This window comes from Herbaspirillum frisingense GSF30 (genome assembly GCF_000300975.2).
In the GTDB taxonomy this organism is placed as follows: domain Bacteria; phylum Pseudomonadota; class Gammaproteobacteria; order Burkholderiales; family Burkholderiaceae_D; genus Herbaspirillum; species Herbaspirillum frisingense.
Genome location: NZ_AEEC02000005.1, coordinates 21,462 through 38,655, shown reverse-complemented (window position 1 = coordinate 38,655; position 17,194 = coordinate 21,462). Strand labels below are relative to the sequence as shown.

The window sequence follows — 17,194 nt, the reverse complement described above, 5'->3', positions numbered from 1 at the left end:
CAAGAACAAGCCTCAACGCGAGCCCTGTTTCCCCCCGGACATCACTGAAATGAATGGAATATTCAGTCCACTGATTTCTTGCTTGACTCATCTTAGTGGTGCTAGATGCGATTCAAAGTGGCGACTTTTGACGGGCGTCAAACATTTCATCTAGCGCTATACAAAAATGAATTTATATGTCGGTCGTCCAGACTCTTGTACCTCCATCTGTTTCAAAAAAGGCAGGCTTCTGGTCATTCCGTCGCCAAGCCATGCTTCGTAGCCACTTCCTGCCGCGCGGGAAACAACATGGCGGTCTTTCGTCGCTTACCGGCTAAGAGACGATACGGCCGTCGTGCCAGGTAGCTTCGTGCTGTCGGTGGTCAGGGGGGCCAGGCCCAGTCGCCGCCTCACGAATGGATCGGAGTATTCGTCATCGGCCGGCGTGGCGCTCGGCAAGGCGGGCAAGGCCACCGTTTTCCCCGGGCAACTCCGGCCGGTCGCTTCAACCGCCTTCTGATTGGCCGCGCTCTGGCACAGCAAGGCCAGGGCCACGTCTTCCATGCCCATGGCGCGGAATTCGCGCGAGTCCAGGCGCCGCACGCAAGCGTCATCCACCATGGTGGTGCCACCGGTGGCACCGAAGCCCACCATGCTTACGCCGAAAGACGATGAACCCATGCAGGTATCGGAAAACGTGGAGGTCAACGAGGGTGCGGCGATAGGCGGCGTAGTGCGTACCGTGTAGCTGCCCCCGTAGTTGATGGTGGTGGGTGTACCGGCACTACTGCCGTCGGACCCACCCACGCCGTTGGCCACCGAAACCATGACACTGGACGCATTTCCGGTCGCCGCGCCGCCGGTCGCACTGCCTCCCGACGCGGTACCGCCCATTGCAGCGCCCCCCGCACCGCCCATGCCGCCGTTAGCCGTCGCCGTGGCAGTGGGATCGGCCCAGGCGGATGATGCGACAAGTGCTGTCATCAGCAGCACCAGGAAAGTTTTGTCCACGCTAGCCCCCTTCTGTTAGTGGGGGAGGTTTCCTCCCCCGGTTCTTGCTATAACGGCCTGTGCCTGATCAGCGGATGAATGCGCTTGCAGCCGCATTGCCACCGTTACCACCATTGCCACCCACGGCCGGGCCACTCTGGGCGCTGCCCCCGATGGTGGTGGAAACACCTGCGCCGCCGCCGTTGTAGTTACCACCAGCCGAGGCGTTGGCCGACCCGGTCGAGGACGTGGTGGCGCCACCGACTGCCACCGCATTGCCATTAGCCGTCTGGACATTGCCCGGAACGGACGAAGGCGAGGGGAAGTGGTATTGGCTAGTGGCGGCACCACTGGATGTGGTGACGCCGCCGATGGCCTTGGTGCCGCCGGTGGAGGTCAGATTGCCCCCGGTGTTGGCGATGCCGCCGATGTTGGATTGGCTGGCGCCGCCGCCGGTCGCATTGCCGCCAGTGGTGGAGCCGGCGCTGGCGTTACCGGAGACGGCGCCGCCGCCGGCACCGCCGTTACCGGCCGTGGAAACCACCACAGGGTTGGTGATGCGCGTGGTAGTGGCGGCAGGTTGCGGTTGGTGGCCCGGAAGCTGGAATGCCATGGCCGATGCGCTGAACGTGGAAACGATCATTGCAGCCAGATAGATTTTCTTCATTGCTTGCTCCTATTCACAAGATTGAGTGTCGATGTCGACTGCGGCCACTTGCCAGCACATGGCTTGCAGAGAAGGGAGGTCGATATCGGCCGTGATCTGAAGGGAGCGCGCGCCAAACGCTGACGGGGGTGGTCCCCCTATGCCCGCCGCCCCGATCAAGATGACCTTCGGCAGAGAAAATAGTAGAGATACTGGTGTTGGTATTTACGCCAAAATCATGATTGCTTTGGCCGCCATAAATGGCGCTTTTTGCCGGAATTGGCGGCAGTTCGGTCGCTGATATCTCCTTATGGAGACCAAAGCTGACGATGGGCTGACAGCTGCGACCTCGGCCGATGACCGGAGTGCAACTCTTCTGGGGTATCGGAGGAGGGATCGTGCGCGGACTGTAACGTCCTGACGTAATTCAGATGGGAGCTGGCGCAGGTCCGTCCTGTTGACGCTGCCCGTCCGGTCTCCGGCAAGCCACGTCATTGTGCTGAGCCGCTGAGCGCCTTGAGGCGAGTAGGTTCTCATCCACGCAGGAAGAAGTGGAGAACTGGATGGGATTGCAGAAGATGCGAGCCCTATGCGCGGCGCGCGACGCTGCTCGCGCAGGAGCTAATTCTTTCCGGGAAGGACGGCTCCGTCATTTGTGCTTCCCTGTCAGACGGGACCCGAATTGCATTCGGGGCAACCCCGATGCGGACGCGACTACCGGGCAACGTCTCTGGATTCGCGGTGCGAATCCAGGGCTTACCCTAATATTGCGTCCGTTCGTCCGTTTGCCTGGTTCGCCAGCGTTAGGCAACCTTGGTCGGGATAGCTACTTGTGCACCCGGCTTCTGATGCGCTGGCCTGGTCAGTCCCAGATTCTCGCGCAAGGTCCGCCCCTCGTACTCGGTCCGGAACAATCCGCGCCGGCGCAGTTCCGGCAGCACCAGCGTAATGAAATCGTCCAGCCCGCCAGGCAGGGTCGGCGGCATGATGTTGAAGCCGTCGGCGCCCCCTTGGGTGAACCAGGCCTCCAGTTCATCGACGATGCTCTCCGGCGTCCCATACAGGGACCAATGGCCGCGTGCCGTGGCCAGGCGAAGGTAAAGCTGGCGCAGCGTCAGCCCTTCGCGCCGGGCCAGCGCCGTCACCAGCTGGAAGCGGCTCTTGGAACCATTGGGTTCGCGCAGGTCTTCCGGCAGCGGGCCATCCAGCGGATAGGCGGACAGGTCGATGCCGCCCAGATGCTGCTGCAGCATCGACAGTCCCACGCTGGGATGGATCAGCGATTGCAGCTCCTCATGCTTTTCCTGCGCTTCGCTGTGGCTGCGCCCGACCACCGGGAACACCCCCGGCATGATCTTGAGCTGGTCCGGATCGCGCCCGTGGCGGGCCATGCGCGATTTCAGGCTGGTATAGAAGGCCTGGGCATCGGCCAGCGACTGCTGGGCAGTGAAGATCACTTCTGCCGTGCGCGCCGCCAGGTCTTGCCCGGCCTCGGAAGAGCCGGCCTGCACGATCACCGGATGGCCCTGCACCGGGCGCGCCACGTTGAGCGGTCCCTTGACCGAGAAGTGCTGCCCGTGATGATGCAGGGTGTGCAGCTTGTCCGGATCGAAGAGCAGACCGGCCTCGCGGTCGTAAAGGAAGGCGTCGTCTTCCCAGCTATCCCACAGGCCGCGCACCACGTCCACGAATTCTTCCGCGCGCTGGTAGCGGGCGCCGTGCTCGGGGTGCTTGTCCAGGTTGAAGTTCTGTGCCTCGTGCTCGGACCACGAAGTCACCACGTTCCAGCCGGCGCGGCCATTGCTGAGATGGTCCAGCGAAGCGAACTTGCGGGCTACGTGATAGGGCTCGTTGTAGGTGGTGGAGACCGTGGCCACCAGGCCGATATGCTCGGTCACCTGCGATAGCGCCGAGAGCAAGGTCAAAGGCTCGAACGACGCCGCCCGGGCGGTACGGTGCAAGGTTTCCCGGTCGTGCGCACGGATGGCCACGCCATCAGCCAGGAACAGCGCATCGAACTTGGCCCGCTCGGCGGCCTGGGCGATCTGGCGATAATGGGCGATGTTCTGCCCCGCGTCCGGCTGTGCGCCGGGATGGCGCCAGCCCGCCACATGGTGGCCGGTGGCCATCACGAAGGCGCCCAGCTTGATCTGTCGACGCGGCGTGCTCATGACAGCACCGCCGTCTGCGGCTGCGTGGCGTGTTCATCGGCCCGCAGGCTGTCGGCCGCCTGGCGGCGCACGTTGCGGGAGACGCTATGGCGGCCATCCACCGAGACGGGTACGTCCCCGGCCACGGTCACCCGGCGTACTACCCGGTGCTGGTCGCCATAGTCGTTGATGGCGTAATGCTGGGTGGCGCGGTTGTCCCAGATCACCACGTCGCCCACCGACCAGCGCCAGCGCACGGTGTTCTCCAGGCGCGTGACGTAGCTCTCCAGCAGGCGCAGCAGATGGTCGGAATCCGAGCTCGGGTAGCCCAGCAGCTTCTTGACGAAGTGGCCCAGCACCAGCGTGCGCTCGCCGGTCTCGGGATGCACCCGTACGACCGGGTGCTCGGTCTCGTAGAGGGTGGAAGTGAAGATTTCGCGATAGCGCTTCAGGCCCGCTTCGGTGGTATTGAAGCGCGAGGCGTAGTCGTATTCATTGGTATGCAGCGCCCACAGCTGGTCGGCCAACGCACGCAGCGGCGCCGGCAGGTCGAGATAGGCTTGTGCGGTATTGGCCCAGACCGTGTCGCCACCGGCCGCAGGGATCACCACGCCGCGCAGGATCGAGGCCTGCGGATAGGCGACATCGAAGGTGACGTCGGTGTGCCAGGAGTTGGCGCGACCGCCATGTTCCGAATCCAGTTCCAGCAGATAGCCGCTCCCCTCGCGCACCGGCACCGTGGGATGCGCCACCAGTTCGCCCCAGAGCTTGCCGAAGGCTTCCTGCCCGGCATCGTCCAGATGTTGCTGCCCCCGGAAGAACAGTACCTTATAGCGCAGCAGCGCAGCGCGCACGGCGGCAAAGGTGGCCGGGTCCAGCTCGGCCGAGAGGCGGATGTTGCGCACTTCGGCGCCGATGCGGCCGGCGACCGGATGGATGTCAAGCAGGGTGTCAGACATGGCGAATCTCCTTGTTGGTTGGGACTGCGGGTTATGTACTGCGGGGGACGACAGGGTTCGTTGCGAGGGAGCCACCCGCTCATACCGCGAACTGCCACAGCGCCGCCGGCAGTTGCGGCGAAGAGGGTGCCTCGGGCTTGAGCGGTGCTTCGGCCAGGCTGGCGCCGTCGTGCGAAAACTCGTCCAGCACGCGCTGCTTGACGGCGGCGAAGCCGGCATCGCCCCGTTCACGCGGATGCGTCAGCGGCACCGGCACGATGCGCCGCACCCGGCCCGGTCGTGGTTCCATCACCACTACCTTGTCGCCGAGATAGACGGCTTCCTCCACGTCATGGGTGACCAGGATCATGGTGATGCCCTCGGCCTGCCAGACACGGTGCAGTTCCTGCTGCAGATAGGCACGCGTCATGGCGTCGAGGGCGCCGAAGGGCTCGTCCAGCAGCAGGATTTCCGGCTTGCTGACCAGCGCACGGGCAATCGCCACGCGCTGCGCCATGCCGCCGGAGAGCTGGTGCGGATAGGACTTTTCGAAGCCCTGCAAGCCCACCAGGGCGATGTGTTCGCGCACTGCCTCGCGCTTTTGCACCGGGCTGCCGGGTGCATTGAGCAGGCCCAGTTCGATGTTGCCTTCCACCGTCAGCCAGGGAAAGAGCCGGTGCTCCTGGAACACGATGCCGCGTTGCAGGCTGGTGCCGACGATGCGTTGGCCATCCAGCAGGACCTCGCCCTGGTATTGATCTTCCAGGCCCACGATCAGGCGCAGCAGGGTCGATTTGCCGCAACCGCTGGTGCCGACGATGCTGACGAATTCACCGGGGGCAATGTGCAGGGTCACGTCCTCCAGCACCGCCAGATCGCCGTCCTTGACGGCATAGGATTTACTCAGATGCTGGATTTCCAGCGTACCGGCTTGCGCCATCATCACTCCTTGTTCTCGTCCGTTTCAGAATTGCGCCACCGAGCGGCCGCGCCAGGCCAGCAGGCGATGCTCGATGCGCGCGGCCAGCCAGTTCAGGGCAAAGCCCACCAGACCCACCACGATGACGCCAAAGATCACCAGGTCCATCAGGAACAGCTCGCGGCCATCGATCATGGTGTTGCCGATGCCCTGGCCGGAGACCAGCAGGTATTCGGCCCCCAGGGTAGCCAGCCAGGCATAGACCAGGGCCAGGTGGATGCCCGCCAGGATGGACGGTGCCGCTGCTGGCAGCACCAGCTTGGTCAGCCACTGGCGGCGCGTGAACTTCAATACGCGGGCGGCCTCGATGAGTTCACCCGGCACGCTGCGGATGCCCTCGAAGGTGTTCAACACCACCGGGAAGAACGCCGCCAGCGACAGGAACGCCACCTTGGCCGCATCCCCCAGGCCGAACCACACCGACAGCAGGGGAATCCAGGCGAATAGCGAAATCTGCTTGAGGGTATGGAAGGTCGGGCCGATCATCTTTTCGAACAGGCGCGACAGGCCGAAGGCAATCCCGAAGACCAGGCCGGCGCTCACGCCAATGGCCAGGCCGATCAGGTCACGCCGCAGGCTGGCGGCCAGGGCGCTCACCAGTTCGCCGCTGAGAAGTTGCTGTACGGCGGTGTCCCACACCTTGCCGGGAGGTACCAGCAGCGGCGAATCCGACCAGTGCAGGCGCGCGGCCAGCCACCATAGCAGTACCAGGACGATGGGCAGCACCCAGCCCCGCAGCACGGGCGACACCGGGTGGCGGTCGCGCGGTGCGCGTTGTTCATGCGAGCGACGGTAAAAGGGCATCATGCGGACCTCCTCAGAAACCGCTACGGCGCCAGCCGAGCAGGACCACTTCGATGCGGGCCAGCACGCGGTCACCCAGATAGCCCACCACACCGACCACGGCCACGGCGGCGATCACCACGTCCAGCTGGAACAGCTGCCGTCCGAACACGATCATGTAGCCCAGGCCTTCGGAGGAAGCCAGCAACTCCACCACCACCAGCGCCAGCCAGGCGTGCGTGAAGCCGTAGCGCACGCCATTCCAGACCGGTGGCAAGGCGGCCGGGAACACCACCCGCCACAGCAATTGCCAACGCGAGAACTGCAGCACGCGCGCCACTTCCACATAGCGTGCCGGCACGTTCTCGATGCCCTTGTAGGTGTTGACGGCGATGGGTACCAGCGCGGCCTTGGCGATGAGGATGATCTTGAGTGCTTCGTCGATGCCCACCAGCAGCATCAGCAAGGGCAACCAGCCCAGCACCGGCACCTGGCTGAAGGCCTTGAAGAAGGGATAGACGTAATCCTTGAACAGCGGCGACAGCCCCATGGCCACGCCCAGCAGCAGGCCGCCTACCACGCCCACGCCAAAGCCCGCCAGCACGCGCAACAGGCTGATCCACAGGTTGTCCCACAGCTCGCCCGATTGCGCCAGGTCGATGAAGGTATGCAGCACCGCCAGCGGAGACGGCAGTACCTGCGGCGCCACCCAGCCGAAGTGGGCCGAGATGCCCCACAGCAGCAGCAATCCCAGCGGGAAGGGCAGCGCCAGCCAGCTGCCGGCCCAGCGGCCGAAGAAGGCGGCATAGGCGCTGCGCGGCGGGCGGCCAGCTGCCAAGGTCGGGGCCGCAGGGGAGCTGGCGGAGGCGTCCAGGACGCCAGAGGGGGTGGACATCGCTCAGGCTCCCAGGATCTTGCCGTTGGCCTGGAACACCGGCCAATAGTTTTCCAGGCTCAGGTCCTTCAGGGCGGCCTGCAGATAGCGCTGGTCTATCCATTGATCCACATCGACCCGGGCGCGGCTGAGCTTGAAACGATAGGCCTGTTCCACCGAATCCTTGTAGCGGGCGATCAGGAAGGGATCGAAATTGGGGTTGATGCGCACCCGCAGCGGCTGGCCATCGTAGTCCTCGCGCCAGTGTTCGTAGGGCGTGCCGGCCTTGGCCCAGAGATGGAGCACCTCGTCCCGGTTGACCTCGTCCGAGGCCCACTTGGCCGCCTTGACGAAGGTCTTGACCACGCGGGCGGTGGCCTCGGGGTATTGCTGGGCGAACTGCTCGGTCACCAGCACGTGCGACTGGGTGGTGAAGATGGGCGAGCCGCCCTTGCTGGAGTAGACGATGCGCGCCGCATTCTTGTCGCGCAGGCGCAGAAGGTTGATGTTGCCGAAGGCGGCATCGATGTCCTTGGTGGACAGCGCCGCCAGGGTGGTGGCCTGGTCCAGGTTGATCGAACGCAGGTCGCGCTCCTGCAGGCCATTGGCTTCCAGCACGCGGTTGATCGGCAACTGCGCATTGGTGCCCTTGAAGATGGCCACGCGCTTGCCGCGCAAGTCCTTGACCGACTGGATGGGCGAATCCGGTGGCACCGCCAGGTAGATGTTGGATCGCACGCCGGTGGCCAGCACCAGCTTGGTCTTGAGGCCAGCGGCACGCGCCACGATGGCCGGCAGGTCGCCCTGGAAGGCAAAGTCCAGCTGCTGGTTGGTCAGCGCCTCATTGACCGCCGGCCCCGCCCCCTTGAAGAAGAACCATTCGACCTTGATGCCATCCGCCTTGAACTCTTCCTCCACCCATCCCTTGGCATGGGCCACGGCGGCCGAGCTGCCCGAGAACACCGGCGGATTGCCGATGCCTGGCTGGGCCACGCCGATGCGGATGGTGGTGGGCTTGGTACCTGCATTGGCGGCAGAGGCGCTCTGCAGCGGCAGCGTCAGCAGCGCGGCACCGCCGGCGGCAAGTTGTTTGAGGACGCTACGGCGGTCCTGTGGCATGGTGGGTCCTTTCTGGGCGCGGGAGGGAGAATCGTCGTGGAGGACGAACTGTCTGCGGCCAGTATAGGAAGGGAGGATCGCGCCGGAAAACGAATGAATTCGTATGTCCTTATGCGCTGCCGATGCGTCAGCGCAGCTGAACGATGGCTGCTCAATGAAGGCAGCCTGGCTGCGCCCGGCATCATGCATCAACGTCCGCGAGCAGCAGCGCGGTCGATGGAAAGGTCTGTGAGAGCTAGCTTCCGCAATCTACCGAGGCTAGGGCCTGTTCACATTCAATCCTCGCATCTTGCAGATTGAATGGATTCGGCAGGATCGCCAGCCTCGGCAAGCTGGCGTGCGGCTCAGGCGATGAGCCGCTCCGGCTGTGCCGCGACGCTACGCGCATAGGCATTGCCTGGTGCCGCCGCCAGCAGGGTGCGGGTATAGGGATGCTGCGGCGCCTGCCAGATGGAACGATGATCGCCTTCCTCGACGATGCGCCCGCCCTGCATCACCAGTACGTGGTCGGCGATGTAGCGCACCACCGACAGATCGTGCGAGATGAACAGGTAGGCCAGGCCGAACTCCTGCTTCAGATCGACCAGCAGGTTCAGGATCTGGGCCTGCACCGAGACGTCCAGCGCCGAGACCGGTTCGTCGTAGATCACCAGCGCAGGCTTGAGCACCAGCGCCCGGGCGATCCCGATGCGCTGGCGCTGGCCGCCCGAAAACTGGTGGGCGTAGCGGCCCAGGGCGGCCTGCGGCAGGCCGACCAGATCGATGATCTGGCTGACGCGCCGCTGGCGCTCGTTGCGGTCCCGGACTTCATGGATCTGCAAGGCCGTATCCAGAATGTCGCGCACGCTATGGCGCGGATTGAGTGAGGCAAACGGGTCCTGGAACACCATCTGTACCCGCCTGCGCAAGGGGCGCAGGGCCTTGCGGTCCAGCCGGGTGATGTCCTGGCCGTCCAGCAGGATACGGCCGCTGCGGCTGTCTTCCAGGCCGATGATGCAGCGCGAGAGGGTGGACTTGCCGCAACCCGATTCGCCTACCAGACCCACGGTCTGGCCGGGGGCGATGTCCAGGCTGACACCGCGTACTGCGTGCACGCTGCCCTTGGGCGTCAGGTAATCCACATGCAGGTCCTGTACCGACAGCAGGGGCGCAGCGCCGGCAGCCAGCGGCTGGATGACTTGCCTGAGTGCCGTATCGGTCAGGCTGAAACGCCACTGGCCGTCTGCATCGATGTCATTGCGGATTTCGGGGAGACGCTGCCGGCGGTAGTGCAGTTCCTGCTCCAGTCGCAAGGACGCTCCCAGCAAGCCCCGCGTATAGGCATGACGGGGTGCGGCAAAGAGTTGTGCGGTCGTGGCTTCTTCCACCTTCTCGCCGGCGAACATCACGGCCACGCGGTCGGCCCATTGCTCCACCACGCCCAGGTCATGGGTGATGAGCAGCACGGCCATGCCCAGCTCGCGCCGCAATTGGTCCAGCAGTTCCAGGATCTGCGCCTGTACCGTCACATCTAGCGCGGTGGTCGGCTCGTCGGCGATCAGCAGGCGCGGACGGTTGGCGATGGCCATGGCGATCATCACGCGCTGGCGCTGGCCACCGGAGAGCTGGTGCGGGTAATCATCGATGCGCCTGGCGGGATCGGGGATGCGGACCTGGGCCAGCAATTCCAGTGCGCGCGCCCGCGCGGCCGCGCCGTCCAGCGGCTGGTGCAGGCGGATCGCCTCCACCAGTTGCTGGCCGATGGAGAGCACGGGATTGAGAGAGGTCATCGGCTCCTGGAAGATCATGGCGATGTCCTGGCCGCGCAGGGCGACCAGTTCGGGTTCCGGCAGACGCAGCAGGTCACGCTCTTCGAACAGTACCTGGCCGCTGACCTTGGCCGAGCCATCCAGCAGGCGCAATATCGACAGGGCCGTGGTGGACTTGCCGCAGCCGGACTCGCCGACCAGGGCCACCGTTTCGCCAGCGGCAATCGACAGGTCCAGCCCACGCACGGCCTGGTGCGCGCCGAAAGCAACCTTCAGGTCGCGCAGTTCCAGCAGGGAAGACATCATGGTTTCCTTGGTTCAGGCAGCCAGTACGGCGCTCTGGTATTGCGGTTCCAGTTGCACGTCCAGCGCTTCGTTGAAGCGCGCAAAGAAGGCGCACAGCGCTGCACGCAGCGTCAGTTCGACGATCTGGGATTCATCGAAATGCTCGCGCAGGCGCGCTACCAGCGAATCACCCACGCGCTGCCGGGTGACGGCCAGGGCATAGTCGCGCACCAGCAGTTCCACCGGGCCCAGGCCGGGGACGTCGGGCTCCAGGATGCGCTCCACCGTCTCGGCGCTGACCTGTTCGGCCTGCAGCTTGGGGGCATGGTGCGATACGCAGTAGGTACATTCGTTGGCCCGCGATGCGGTTACCAGCACGATTTCCAGATGCAGGCGCGAGAGATTGCCCTCGGCGGCGAAACCCAGCAGCAGGCCGTAGAGATGTTCGATGGAGGCCGGCTTGTGCGCCATCACGCCCAGCATGTTGCCGAAGGCGCCGTATTCGTTCTCGACTTTTTCGAAGATGCAGCGGGCTTCGCCGGCTGGCAGTTGGTGAGAGAGCAGGGTAGAGACACGTGCCATGGAAAAGTCCTATTTGCGTTCGCGCGGATCGAGCACATCGGCCAGTCCGTCGCCCAAGAGATTGAGGGCCAGCACCGTGAAGACGATGGCCAGGCCCGGGATGGTGGTGATGTACCAGTCGGTGCGCAGCACTTCGCGGCCGGCGCCGACCATGTTGCCCCAACTGGCGGCATTGGGGTCGCCCAGGCCGAGGAAGGCCAGGCTGGATTCGGTGAGGATGGCGCTGGCCACCATCAGCGAGGCCGATACCAGGATCGGGGTGGCGGCATTGGGCAGGATGTCGCGCAACAGGATGCGGGCATCGCTGGCACCCAGGGCGATGCTGGCGCGCACCATCTCGCCGTGCCGCAGTTTCAGGGCCTCGGCCCGTACCAGCCGCGCCAGGCTGGGCCAGGCGGTCACGCCGATGGCCAGTGCGATGGTCCACACGGTAGGCTGGATCACCGCCACGATGGCCAGTGAAAACAGGAAAGAAGGAATGGTCTGGAAGAACTCGGTCACCCGCATCAATGCCGCATCCAGCCAGCCACCGTAGTAGCCGGCCAGCAGGCCGCCGCTCACGCCCAGCAGCAACGCGATGGCGGTGGAGACGGCGGCGATCAGCAGCGACACCCGCGCACCGTGGAAGATGCCGGCCAGCAGGTCACGCCCCAGCATGTCGCTGCCCAGCGGATAGGCGAGGTCCACGCCGGGTCGCAGGAAGGGTTCGGCCACCATGTCCAGCGGATCGCCGGGGAACAGCCAGCCGGCCGAGGCCGCCATGAACAGCACCAGCAGCAACAGCAGGCTGCCAGCCAGCGCCGAGGGCGAGCGCCGCAGGCGCGCAAGAACGCCGCGCGCGGCAGAGGGATAAGGATGGGGGAGGGTGAGGGTGCTCATGTCGGTCTTTTCATTGCAGGCGGATGCGTGGATCCAGCCGCACATAGAGGGCATCGACGATCCAGTTGACCAGCACCACCACGGTCGAACTGCACAGCAGGATGCCCAGCAACAGGTTGAAGTCGCGCTGGAACAGCGCTTCGAAGGCCAGTCGGCCCAGGCCGGGCCAGGAGAACACGGTCTCCACCAGCACCGCGCCGCCGACGATGGCGCTGGCCTGCACGCCCAGCATGGTCACCAGCGGCAGTAGCGCATTGCGTAGCACATGCACCACCAGCACCCGATGCGCGGGCGCGCCCTTGGCCACGGCGGTGCGCACGAAATCCTGGCGCCGCACCTCAATCATGGTGGCGCGCATGAGACGCGTATAGACCGCCATGTAGAACAGACCCAGCGTCAAGGCCGGCAACACCAGGTGGCGTGCCACGTCCAGTACGTGGGCCAAACCGGTATAGCCGGCTTCGACCGTGATCATGCCGCCCACCGGCAGCCAGTCCAGCCAGACCGAGAAGACCACCACCAGCATGAGGCCGATCCAGAACAGCGGCGTGGCGAAGAACACCAGCGCCAGCAAGGACACCAGCAGGTCGACCAGCTTGCCGGCGCGGTAGGCCGCCAGGCTGCCGAGCACCACGCCGCCCACTGCCGCCAGCAGGATGCTGGCGCCCATCAGCAGCAAGGTGGCCGGTACGCGCTCGCCAATCAATTGCGCCACCGGCATGCCGTGACGGAAGGAATAACCGAGGTCGAACTGCAGCAGATGCAGCAGGTATTTGCCGAACTGCACCAGCAATGGCTGGTCCAGCCCGAACTGGGCGCGCAGTGTCGCCAGGTATTCGGGAGTGGCCGCGCCGGCTTCCCCGGCCAGCACCTGGGCGGCATCACCCGGCGCCAGTCGCAGCAGGAAGAAATTGATCACCGCCACGCCCAGCACCACCGCCAGCAATTGCAGCAGGCGGCGCACGGTGGCCTGCCATAGCCTGCCCCCGCGTGACAGGGGCGGCTTGGTGTGCCGGGAGGGATGGGGAGGCTCGGAGGAGGCCGAGGTCTCCAGGCTCAGGCTCATTCGCGGTCCTTAGCGTTGCGGCGCGGCGGGATTGGCTGCCACCTTGGCGCCGCTGTCGAACCACGCGTTCTTCAGCGATCCATAGACCTGGTCGACGCCGGCCACGGCATCCTTGAGGCTGGAGGATTGGACCGTGAAGAAGTGCATTTCCAGCAGCGGCAACGAAGGCAGGTCGGTCTGCACCTGCTGCTGCAGCTTCTTGAACAGGGCGATGCGCTCGCTCTGGCTGGCCGAACCCTGGGCCTGCGAGATCAGCTTGTCGGCCTCGGCGCTGCGGTAGCCGGAACCATTGCTCCAGGGGATGTTCTTGCCGACCGAATCGCTCCAGTAGGCGCGGGTGACACCGACCAGCGGATCGGCAAAGCCGGCGAACCAGACCACCGACAGGTCGTAGTCACGGTCGCCATAGACACGCTTGGTGTAGGTCGGCGTGTCCTGCGCCCGCACGTTGACCTCGATGCCCACACGCTTCAGGGAATTGCGGATGAATTCGCCGCTGCGCTTGAAGTCGTCGCCGTAGGGCAGGTAATCCAGGTTGATCTTCAGGCGGGTGCCGTCGGCACCGCGCTTGAGGCCGGCTTCATCCAGCAGGGCTTCGGCCTTCTTGGGGTCGAAGCCGTATTGCGGCACGTCGCTGGTGTGGAATTGCTTGAGGGTGGAGACCACCGGGCTGTCGGCCGGCTTGCCGAAGCCGTACCACACCACCTTGTTGAAGGCATTGCGGTCGATCGCGTAGGCCAGGGCCTGGCGCACGCGCAGGTCCTTGAAGTAGGGGCGGTCGAGGTTGATATCCACGAACAGCCAGGGCGAGAGCCATTCATAGCCACGTGTCTCCAGCTTCAGGCTGGGCAGCTTGGCCAGGCGCTCGGCATCCTTGAGCGGCACCGGGGAGAACGGGGCGTACTGGGCTTCGCCCTTTTCCAGCGCGGCAGCGCGGGCACCGGCATCAGGCACGACCTTGAAGACGATCTTGTCCAGGTAGGGCTTGCCCTTGTCCCAGTATTCTGGATTGCGTTCCAGGGTGATGTAGTTGCCACGGCTCCATTCCTTGAAGACGAAGGGGCCGGTGCCGATGGGCTTGTTGTTGTAGGGGTTGTTGAGGATGTCGGTCCCCTCGTACAAGTGCTTGGGCAGGACCTGGGCGCCGTTGCTGTTGAGCGAACTGAGCACGGCCAGCGAAGGCTCGCTGAAGTGGATCACCACGGTGTAGTCGTCCGGCGTATCGGTGGAGGTGACCTTGCCGTAGAGGATCTGGTTGCGCGGATGGATCTTCCTCCAGACGTTTTCCAGGGTCCATTTCACGTCGGCCGAGGTGAAGGGCTTGCCGTCGTGCCACTTGACGCCACGGCGCAGGTAGAAGGTCAGGGTCTTGCCGTCCTTGGAAAACTCCCAGCGCTCGGCCAGGGCCGGTTTCAACTTGAAATCGTTGTCGTATTCGACCAGGCCATCGAAGACGTTGGCACTGAAGAAGCCGGTCGGTGCGGCGGTGTTCAGGGCCGAGGTCAGGATCACCGGTTCGGGTTGGATGATGGTGGTGAGAGTCCCGCCCGGTGTGGGGGCGGCTGCCGTCGCAGGAGCGGTTGCAGCAGCGCCGGCGATGAGCAGTGTGGCTGCGCCCAGCAGGGAGCGCAGGAGTCTGGTGTGTAGCATGGTTTCCCCTGTTTGTCGGTGTGGTGTTGCGGTCGGGCCGGGCTTCTTTTTGTGCGCCCTGCGCCGGTTCGCGCCGGCTCTTGAAGCTGCGCGGCCGCATGGTGAGAGGGTGAAGAAGTGCTGGTTCAGCAACGTCGCGCTATTAGACCAAAGCGCTGTGCTGGCCTGAACGAAGCATTCCGCATGTGCTTCCTTGGAAATCGCATGCCTATCATGCGGCGGGTCTGCTGCAGTGACGGCCCTTGTGTTGGTATATGAGCCGATCTAATGGATCAATGAGATCATTTCACTTTTTTTCATGGATGACTGCGCTTAAGATTCGCTTCGAACATCGTCATCATCAGGACGGCCAGAGGCTGAATCACCATGACCAAAGAATTTACGTTTGCCATCAAGAGCATCCGCTTCGACGAGGACTATCGTCCTTCCGAGAACACGCGCATCACCACCAACTTCGCCAATCTCGCCCGGGGTGAAAGTCGCCAGGAGAACCTGCGCAACACCTTCCGCATGATCGACAACCGCTTCAATGCCCTGGCGCATTGGGATAATCCGGCAGGCGAGCGCTATCACGTGGAGCTGGAGATCATCTCGGTCGAGATGAAGATTGCCGGCGAGCGCAGCGGCCCGGCGCTTCCCTTGATCGAGATATTGCAGACGACGGTCATCGATCAGCAGACTGGCGAACGCACTGCCGGCATCGTGGGCAACAACTTTTCCTCCTATGTACGCGATTACGATTTCAGCGTGGTCCTGCTGGAGCGCAACCGCAACCAGCCTGTCTTCAGCGCCCCCGAGGATTTTGGCGACCTGCATGGACGGCTGTTCAAGTCCTTCGTGGAGTCGGAGGTGTACCGGGCGCATTTCGACAAGCCCCCGGTCATCTGCCTGAGCGTCTCCAGTAGCCGGACCTACCGGCGCACCGAGAACCGGCACCCGGTATTGGGCGTGGAATACCTGCAGGACGAGTATTCGCTGACCGATGAATACTTCGGCAAGATGGGCATGCAGGTACGCTACTTCATGCCGCCCGACAGCGCCGCGCCGCTGGCGTTCTATTTCTCCGGTGATCTGCTGGGCGACTACACCAACCTGGAACTGATCAGCACCATCAGCACGATGGAGACCTTCCAGAAGATCTACCGGCCCGAGATCTACAACGCCAATTCGGTTGCCGGCACGTCCTATCGGCCCAGCCTGAAGCACCAGGATTATTCCCTGACCCGCATCGTCTACGACCGCGAAGAACGCAGCCGGCTGGCGGTGGAGCAGGGCAGGTTTGCCGAAGAACACTTCATCAAGCCTTACCAGGCGGTCCTGGCGCAGTGGTCCGCGCATTACGCCCATTGATTACCCGCACGGATTCATACAACAGAACAGGTCATCCAACGTGAAAAAACTCTTACCCACCTCCACCGCCGGCAGCCTGCCGAAACCTTCCTGGCTCGCCGAACCCGAGAAGCTCTGGTCGCCCTGGAAACTGCAGGGTGAAGAACTGCGTGACGGCAAGCGCGATGCCTTGCGCCTGTCCCTGCAGGAACAGGTCCATGCCGGCATCGATATCGTCAGTGATGGCGAACAGACGCGCCAGCATTTCGTGACGACCTTTATCGAACATCTGGACGGGGTCGATTTCGAGAAGCGCGAGACCGTGCGCATCCGCGACCGCTACGATGCCAGCGTGCCCACCGTCGTCGGCGCCGTATCGCGCCAGAAACCGGTCTTCGTGGAAGACGCCAGGTTCCTGCGCCAGCAGACCGGGCAAACCATCAAATGGGCGCTGCCCGGCCCCATGACCATGATCGACACGCTCTACGACGCCCACTACAAGAGCCGCGAAAAACTGGCATGGGAATTCGCCAAGATCCTCAATCAGGAAGCCCGGGAGCTGGAAGCGGCCGGCGTAGACATCATCCAGTTCGATGAGCCGGCCTTCAATGTCTTCTTCGACGAAGTCAACGACTGGGGCGTGGCCACGCTGGAACGCGCCATCGAAGGCCTGAAGTGTGAAACCGCCGTCCATATCTGCTACGGCTACGGCATCAAGGCCAACACCGACTGGAAGAAGACCCTGGGCTCCGAGTGGCGGCAATACGAGGAAGCATTCCCGAAGCTGCAACAGTCCGGCATCGATATCGTCTCGCTGGAGTGCCACAATTCGCGCGTTCCTATGGACCTGATTGAACTCATCCGTGGCAAGAAGGTAATGGTCGGCGCCATCGATGTGGCCAGCAATACCATCGAAACTCCGGAGGAGGTCGCCGACACCCTGCGCAAGGCGCTGCAGTTCGTCGATGCCGACAAGCTCTATCCTTGCACCAACTGCGGCATGGCACCCCTGGCGCGTGACGTCGCCCGAGGCAAGCTCAACGCACTTGCTGCCGGTGCGGAGATCATCCGCCAGGAACTGGCCAGGTAGGCGTAGGCATACCTGCTTGGACGGGCGCCGCCAGCGGTGCGCGGTGGCCGTCCAGGCTGATGCTGAGTTTTCATATCCGTTTGGGTAGTTGCGATCCCAAGCCGCAT

The 17,194-nt window shown here is 64.0% G+C and carries 15 protein-coding genes; 2 read left to right on the top strand and 13 right to left on the bottom strand.

Annotated elements, in window-relative coordinates:
* Positions 1 to 306 precede the first annotated feature (306 nt).
* From HFRIS_RS25675 to HFRIS_RS05005, 13 genes are all read right to left on the bottom strand, one after another.
* Positions 307 to 990, bottom strand: a complete 684-nt coding sequence (locus HFRIS_RS25675; protein WP_006462173.1) for a hypothetical protein — start codon at positions 988 to 990, stop codon at positions 307 to 309.
* Between the two features lie 67 nt (positions 991 to 1,057).
* The gene (locus HFRIS_RS05060; RefSeq protein ID WP_006462172.1) at positions 1,058 to 1,636 is read right to left on the bottom strand and encodes a hypothetical protein; all 579 of its coding nucleotides are present in this window, start codon (positions 1,634 to 1,636) and stop codon (positions 1,058 to 1,060) included.
* 782 nt (positions 1,637 to 2,418) lie between these two features.
* Positions 2,419 to 3,786 (bottom strand): LLM class flavin-dependent oxidoreductase, encoded by a 1,368-nt coding sequence (locus HFRIS_RS05055; RefSeq protein ID WP_006462171.1) that lies wholly within the window; start codon positions 3,784 to 3,786, stop codon positions 2,419 to 2,421.
* Entirely contained in the window at positions 3,783 to 4,724 is a 942-nt protein-coding gene (locus tag HFRIS_RS05050) for a TauD/TfdA dioxygenase family protein (RefSeq protein WP_006462170.1), read from the bottom strand. The genes HFRIS_RS05055 and HFRIS_RS05050 overlap by 4 nt, the downstream gene beginning before the upstream one ends.
* A 79-nt stretch (positions 4,725 to 4,803) precedes the next feature.
* Positions 4,804 to 5,643 carry an ABC transporter ATP-binding protein gene (locus HFRIS_RS05045; RefSeq protein WP_039874568.1) on the bottom strand — a complete coding sequence of 280 codons (840 nt, stop codon included), beginning with the start codon at positions 5,641 to 5,643 and terminating at the stop codon, positions 4,804 to 4,806.
* Positions 5,644 to 5,667: 24 nt separating this feature from the next.
* Entirely contained in the window at positions 5,668 to 6,489 is an 822-nt protein-coding gene (locus tag HFRIS_RS05040; RefSeq protein ID WP_006462168.1) for an ABC transporter permease, read from the bottom strand.
* Between the two features lie 10 nt (positions 6,490 to 6,499).
* Positions 6,500 to 7,360 (bottom strand): ABC transporter permease, encoded by an 861-nt coding sequence (locus HFRIS_RS05035; RefSeq protein ID WP_006462167.1) that lies wholly within the window; start codon positions 7,358 to 7,360, stop codon positions 6,500 to 6,502.
* Positions 7,361 to 7,363: 3 nt separating this feature from the next.
* On the bottom strand, positions 7,364 to 8,458 hold the full coding sequence (locus tag HFRIS_RS05030) for an ABC transporter substrate-binding protein (RefSeq protein WP_006462166.1): 1,095 nt from the start codon (positions 8,456 to 8,458) through the stop codon (positions 7,364 to 7,366).
* Between the two features lie 344 nt (positions 8,459 to 8,802).
* Positions 8,803 to 10,509, bottom strand: a complete 1,707-nt coding sequence (locus tag HFRIS_RS05025; protein WP_006462165.1) for an ABC transporter ATP-binding protein — start codon at positions 10,507 to 10,509, stop codon at positions 8,803 to 8,805.
* Between the two features lie 15 nt (positions 10,510 to 10,524).
* The gene (locus HFRIS_RS05020; RefSeq protein WP_006462164.1) at positions 10,525 to 11,073 is read right to left on the bottom strand and encodes a carboxymuconolactone decarboxylase family protein; all 549 of its coding nucleotides are present in this window, start codon (positions 11,071 to 11,073) and stop codon (positions 10,525 to 10,527) included.
* A gap of 9 nt (positions 11,074 to 11,082) precedes the next feature.
* Entirely contained in the window at positions 11,083 to 11,952 is an 870-nt protein-coding gene (locus HFRIS_RS05015) for an ABC transporter permease (RefSeq protein ID WP_039874461.1), read from the bottom strand.
* Between the two features lie 10 nt (positions 11,953 to 11,962).
* Positions 11,963 to 13,018: an ABC transporter permease gene (locus tag HFRIS_RS05010; protein ID WP_006462162.1), complete on the bottom strand. Its 1,056-nt coding sequence runs from the start codon at positions 13,016 to 13,018 to the stop codon at positions 11,963 to 11,965.
* 9 nt (positions 13,019 to 13,027) lie between these two features.
* A complete protein-coding gene (locus HFRIS_RS05005; protein WP_006462161.1) occupies positions 13,028 to 14,668 on the bottom strand; it encodes an ABC transporter substrate-binding protein in 1,641 nt (546 codons plus the stop codon).
* Between the two features lie 366 nt (positions 14,669 to 15,034).
* Here HFRIS_RS05005 and HFRIS_RS05000 point away from each other — a divergent pair, with 366 nt between their 5' ends.
* Together HFRIS_RS05000 and HFRIS_RS04995 are read left to right on the top strand one after the other, a co-directional pair.
* Positions 15,035 to 16,018, top strand: a complete 984-nt coding sequence (locus HFRIS_RS05000; RefSeq protein WP_006462160.1) for a DUF1852 domain-containing protein — start codon at positions 15,035 to 15,037, stop codon at positions 16,016 to 16,018.
* Positions 16,019 to 16,058: 40 nt separating this feature from the next.
* Positions 16,059 to 17,087 carry a methionine synthase gene (locus HFRIS_RS04995; protein ID WP_006462159.1) on the top strand — a complete coding sequence of 343 codons (1,029 nt, stop codon included), beginning with the start codon at positions 16,059 to 16,061 and terminating at the stop codon, positions 17,085 to 17,087.
* Positions 17,088 to 17,194 lie beyond the last annotated feature (107 nt).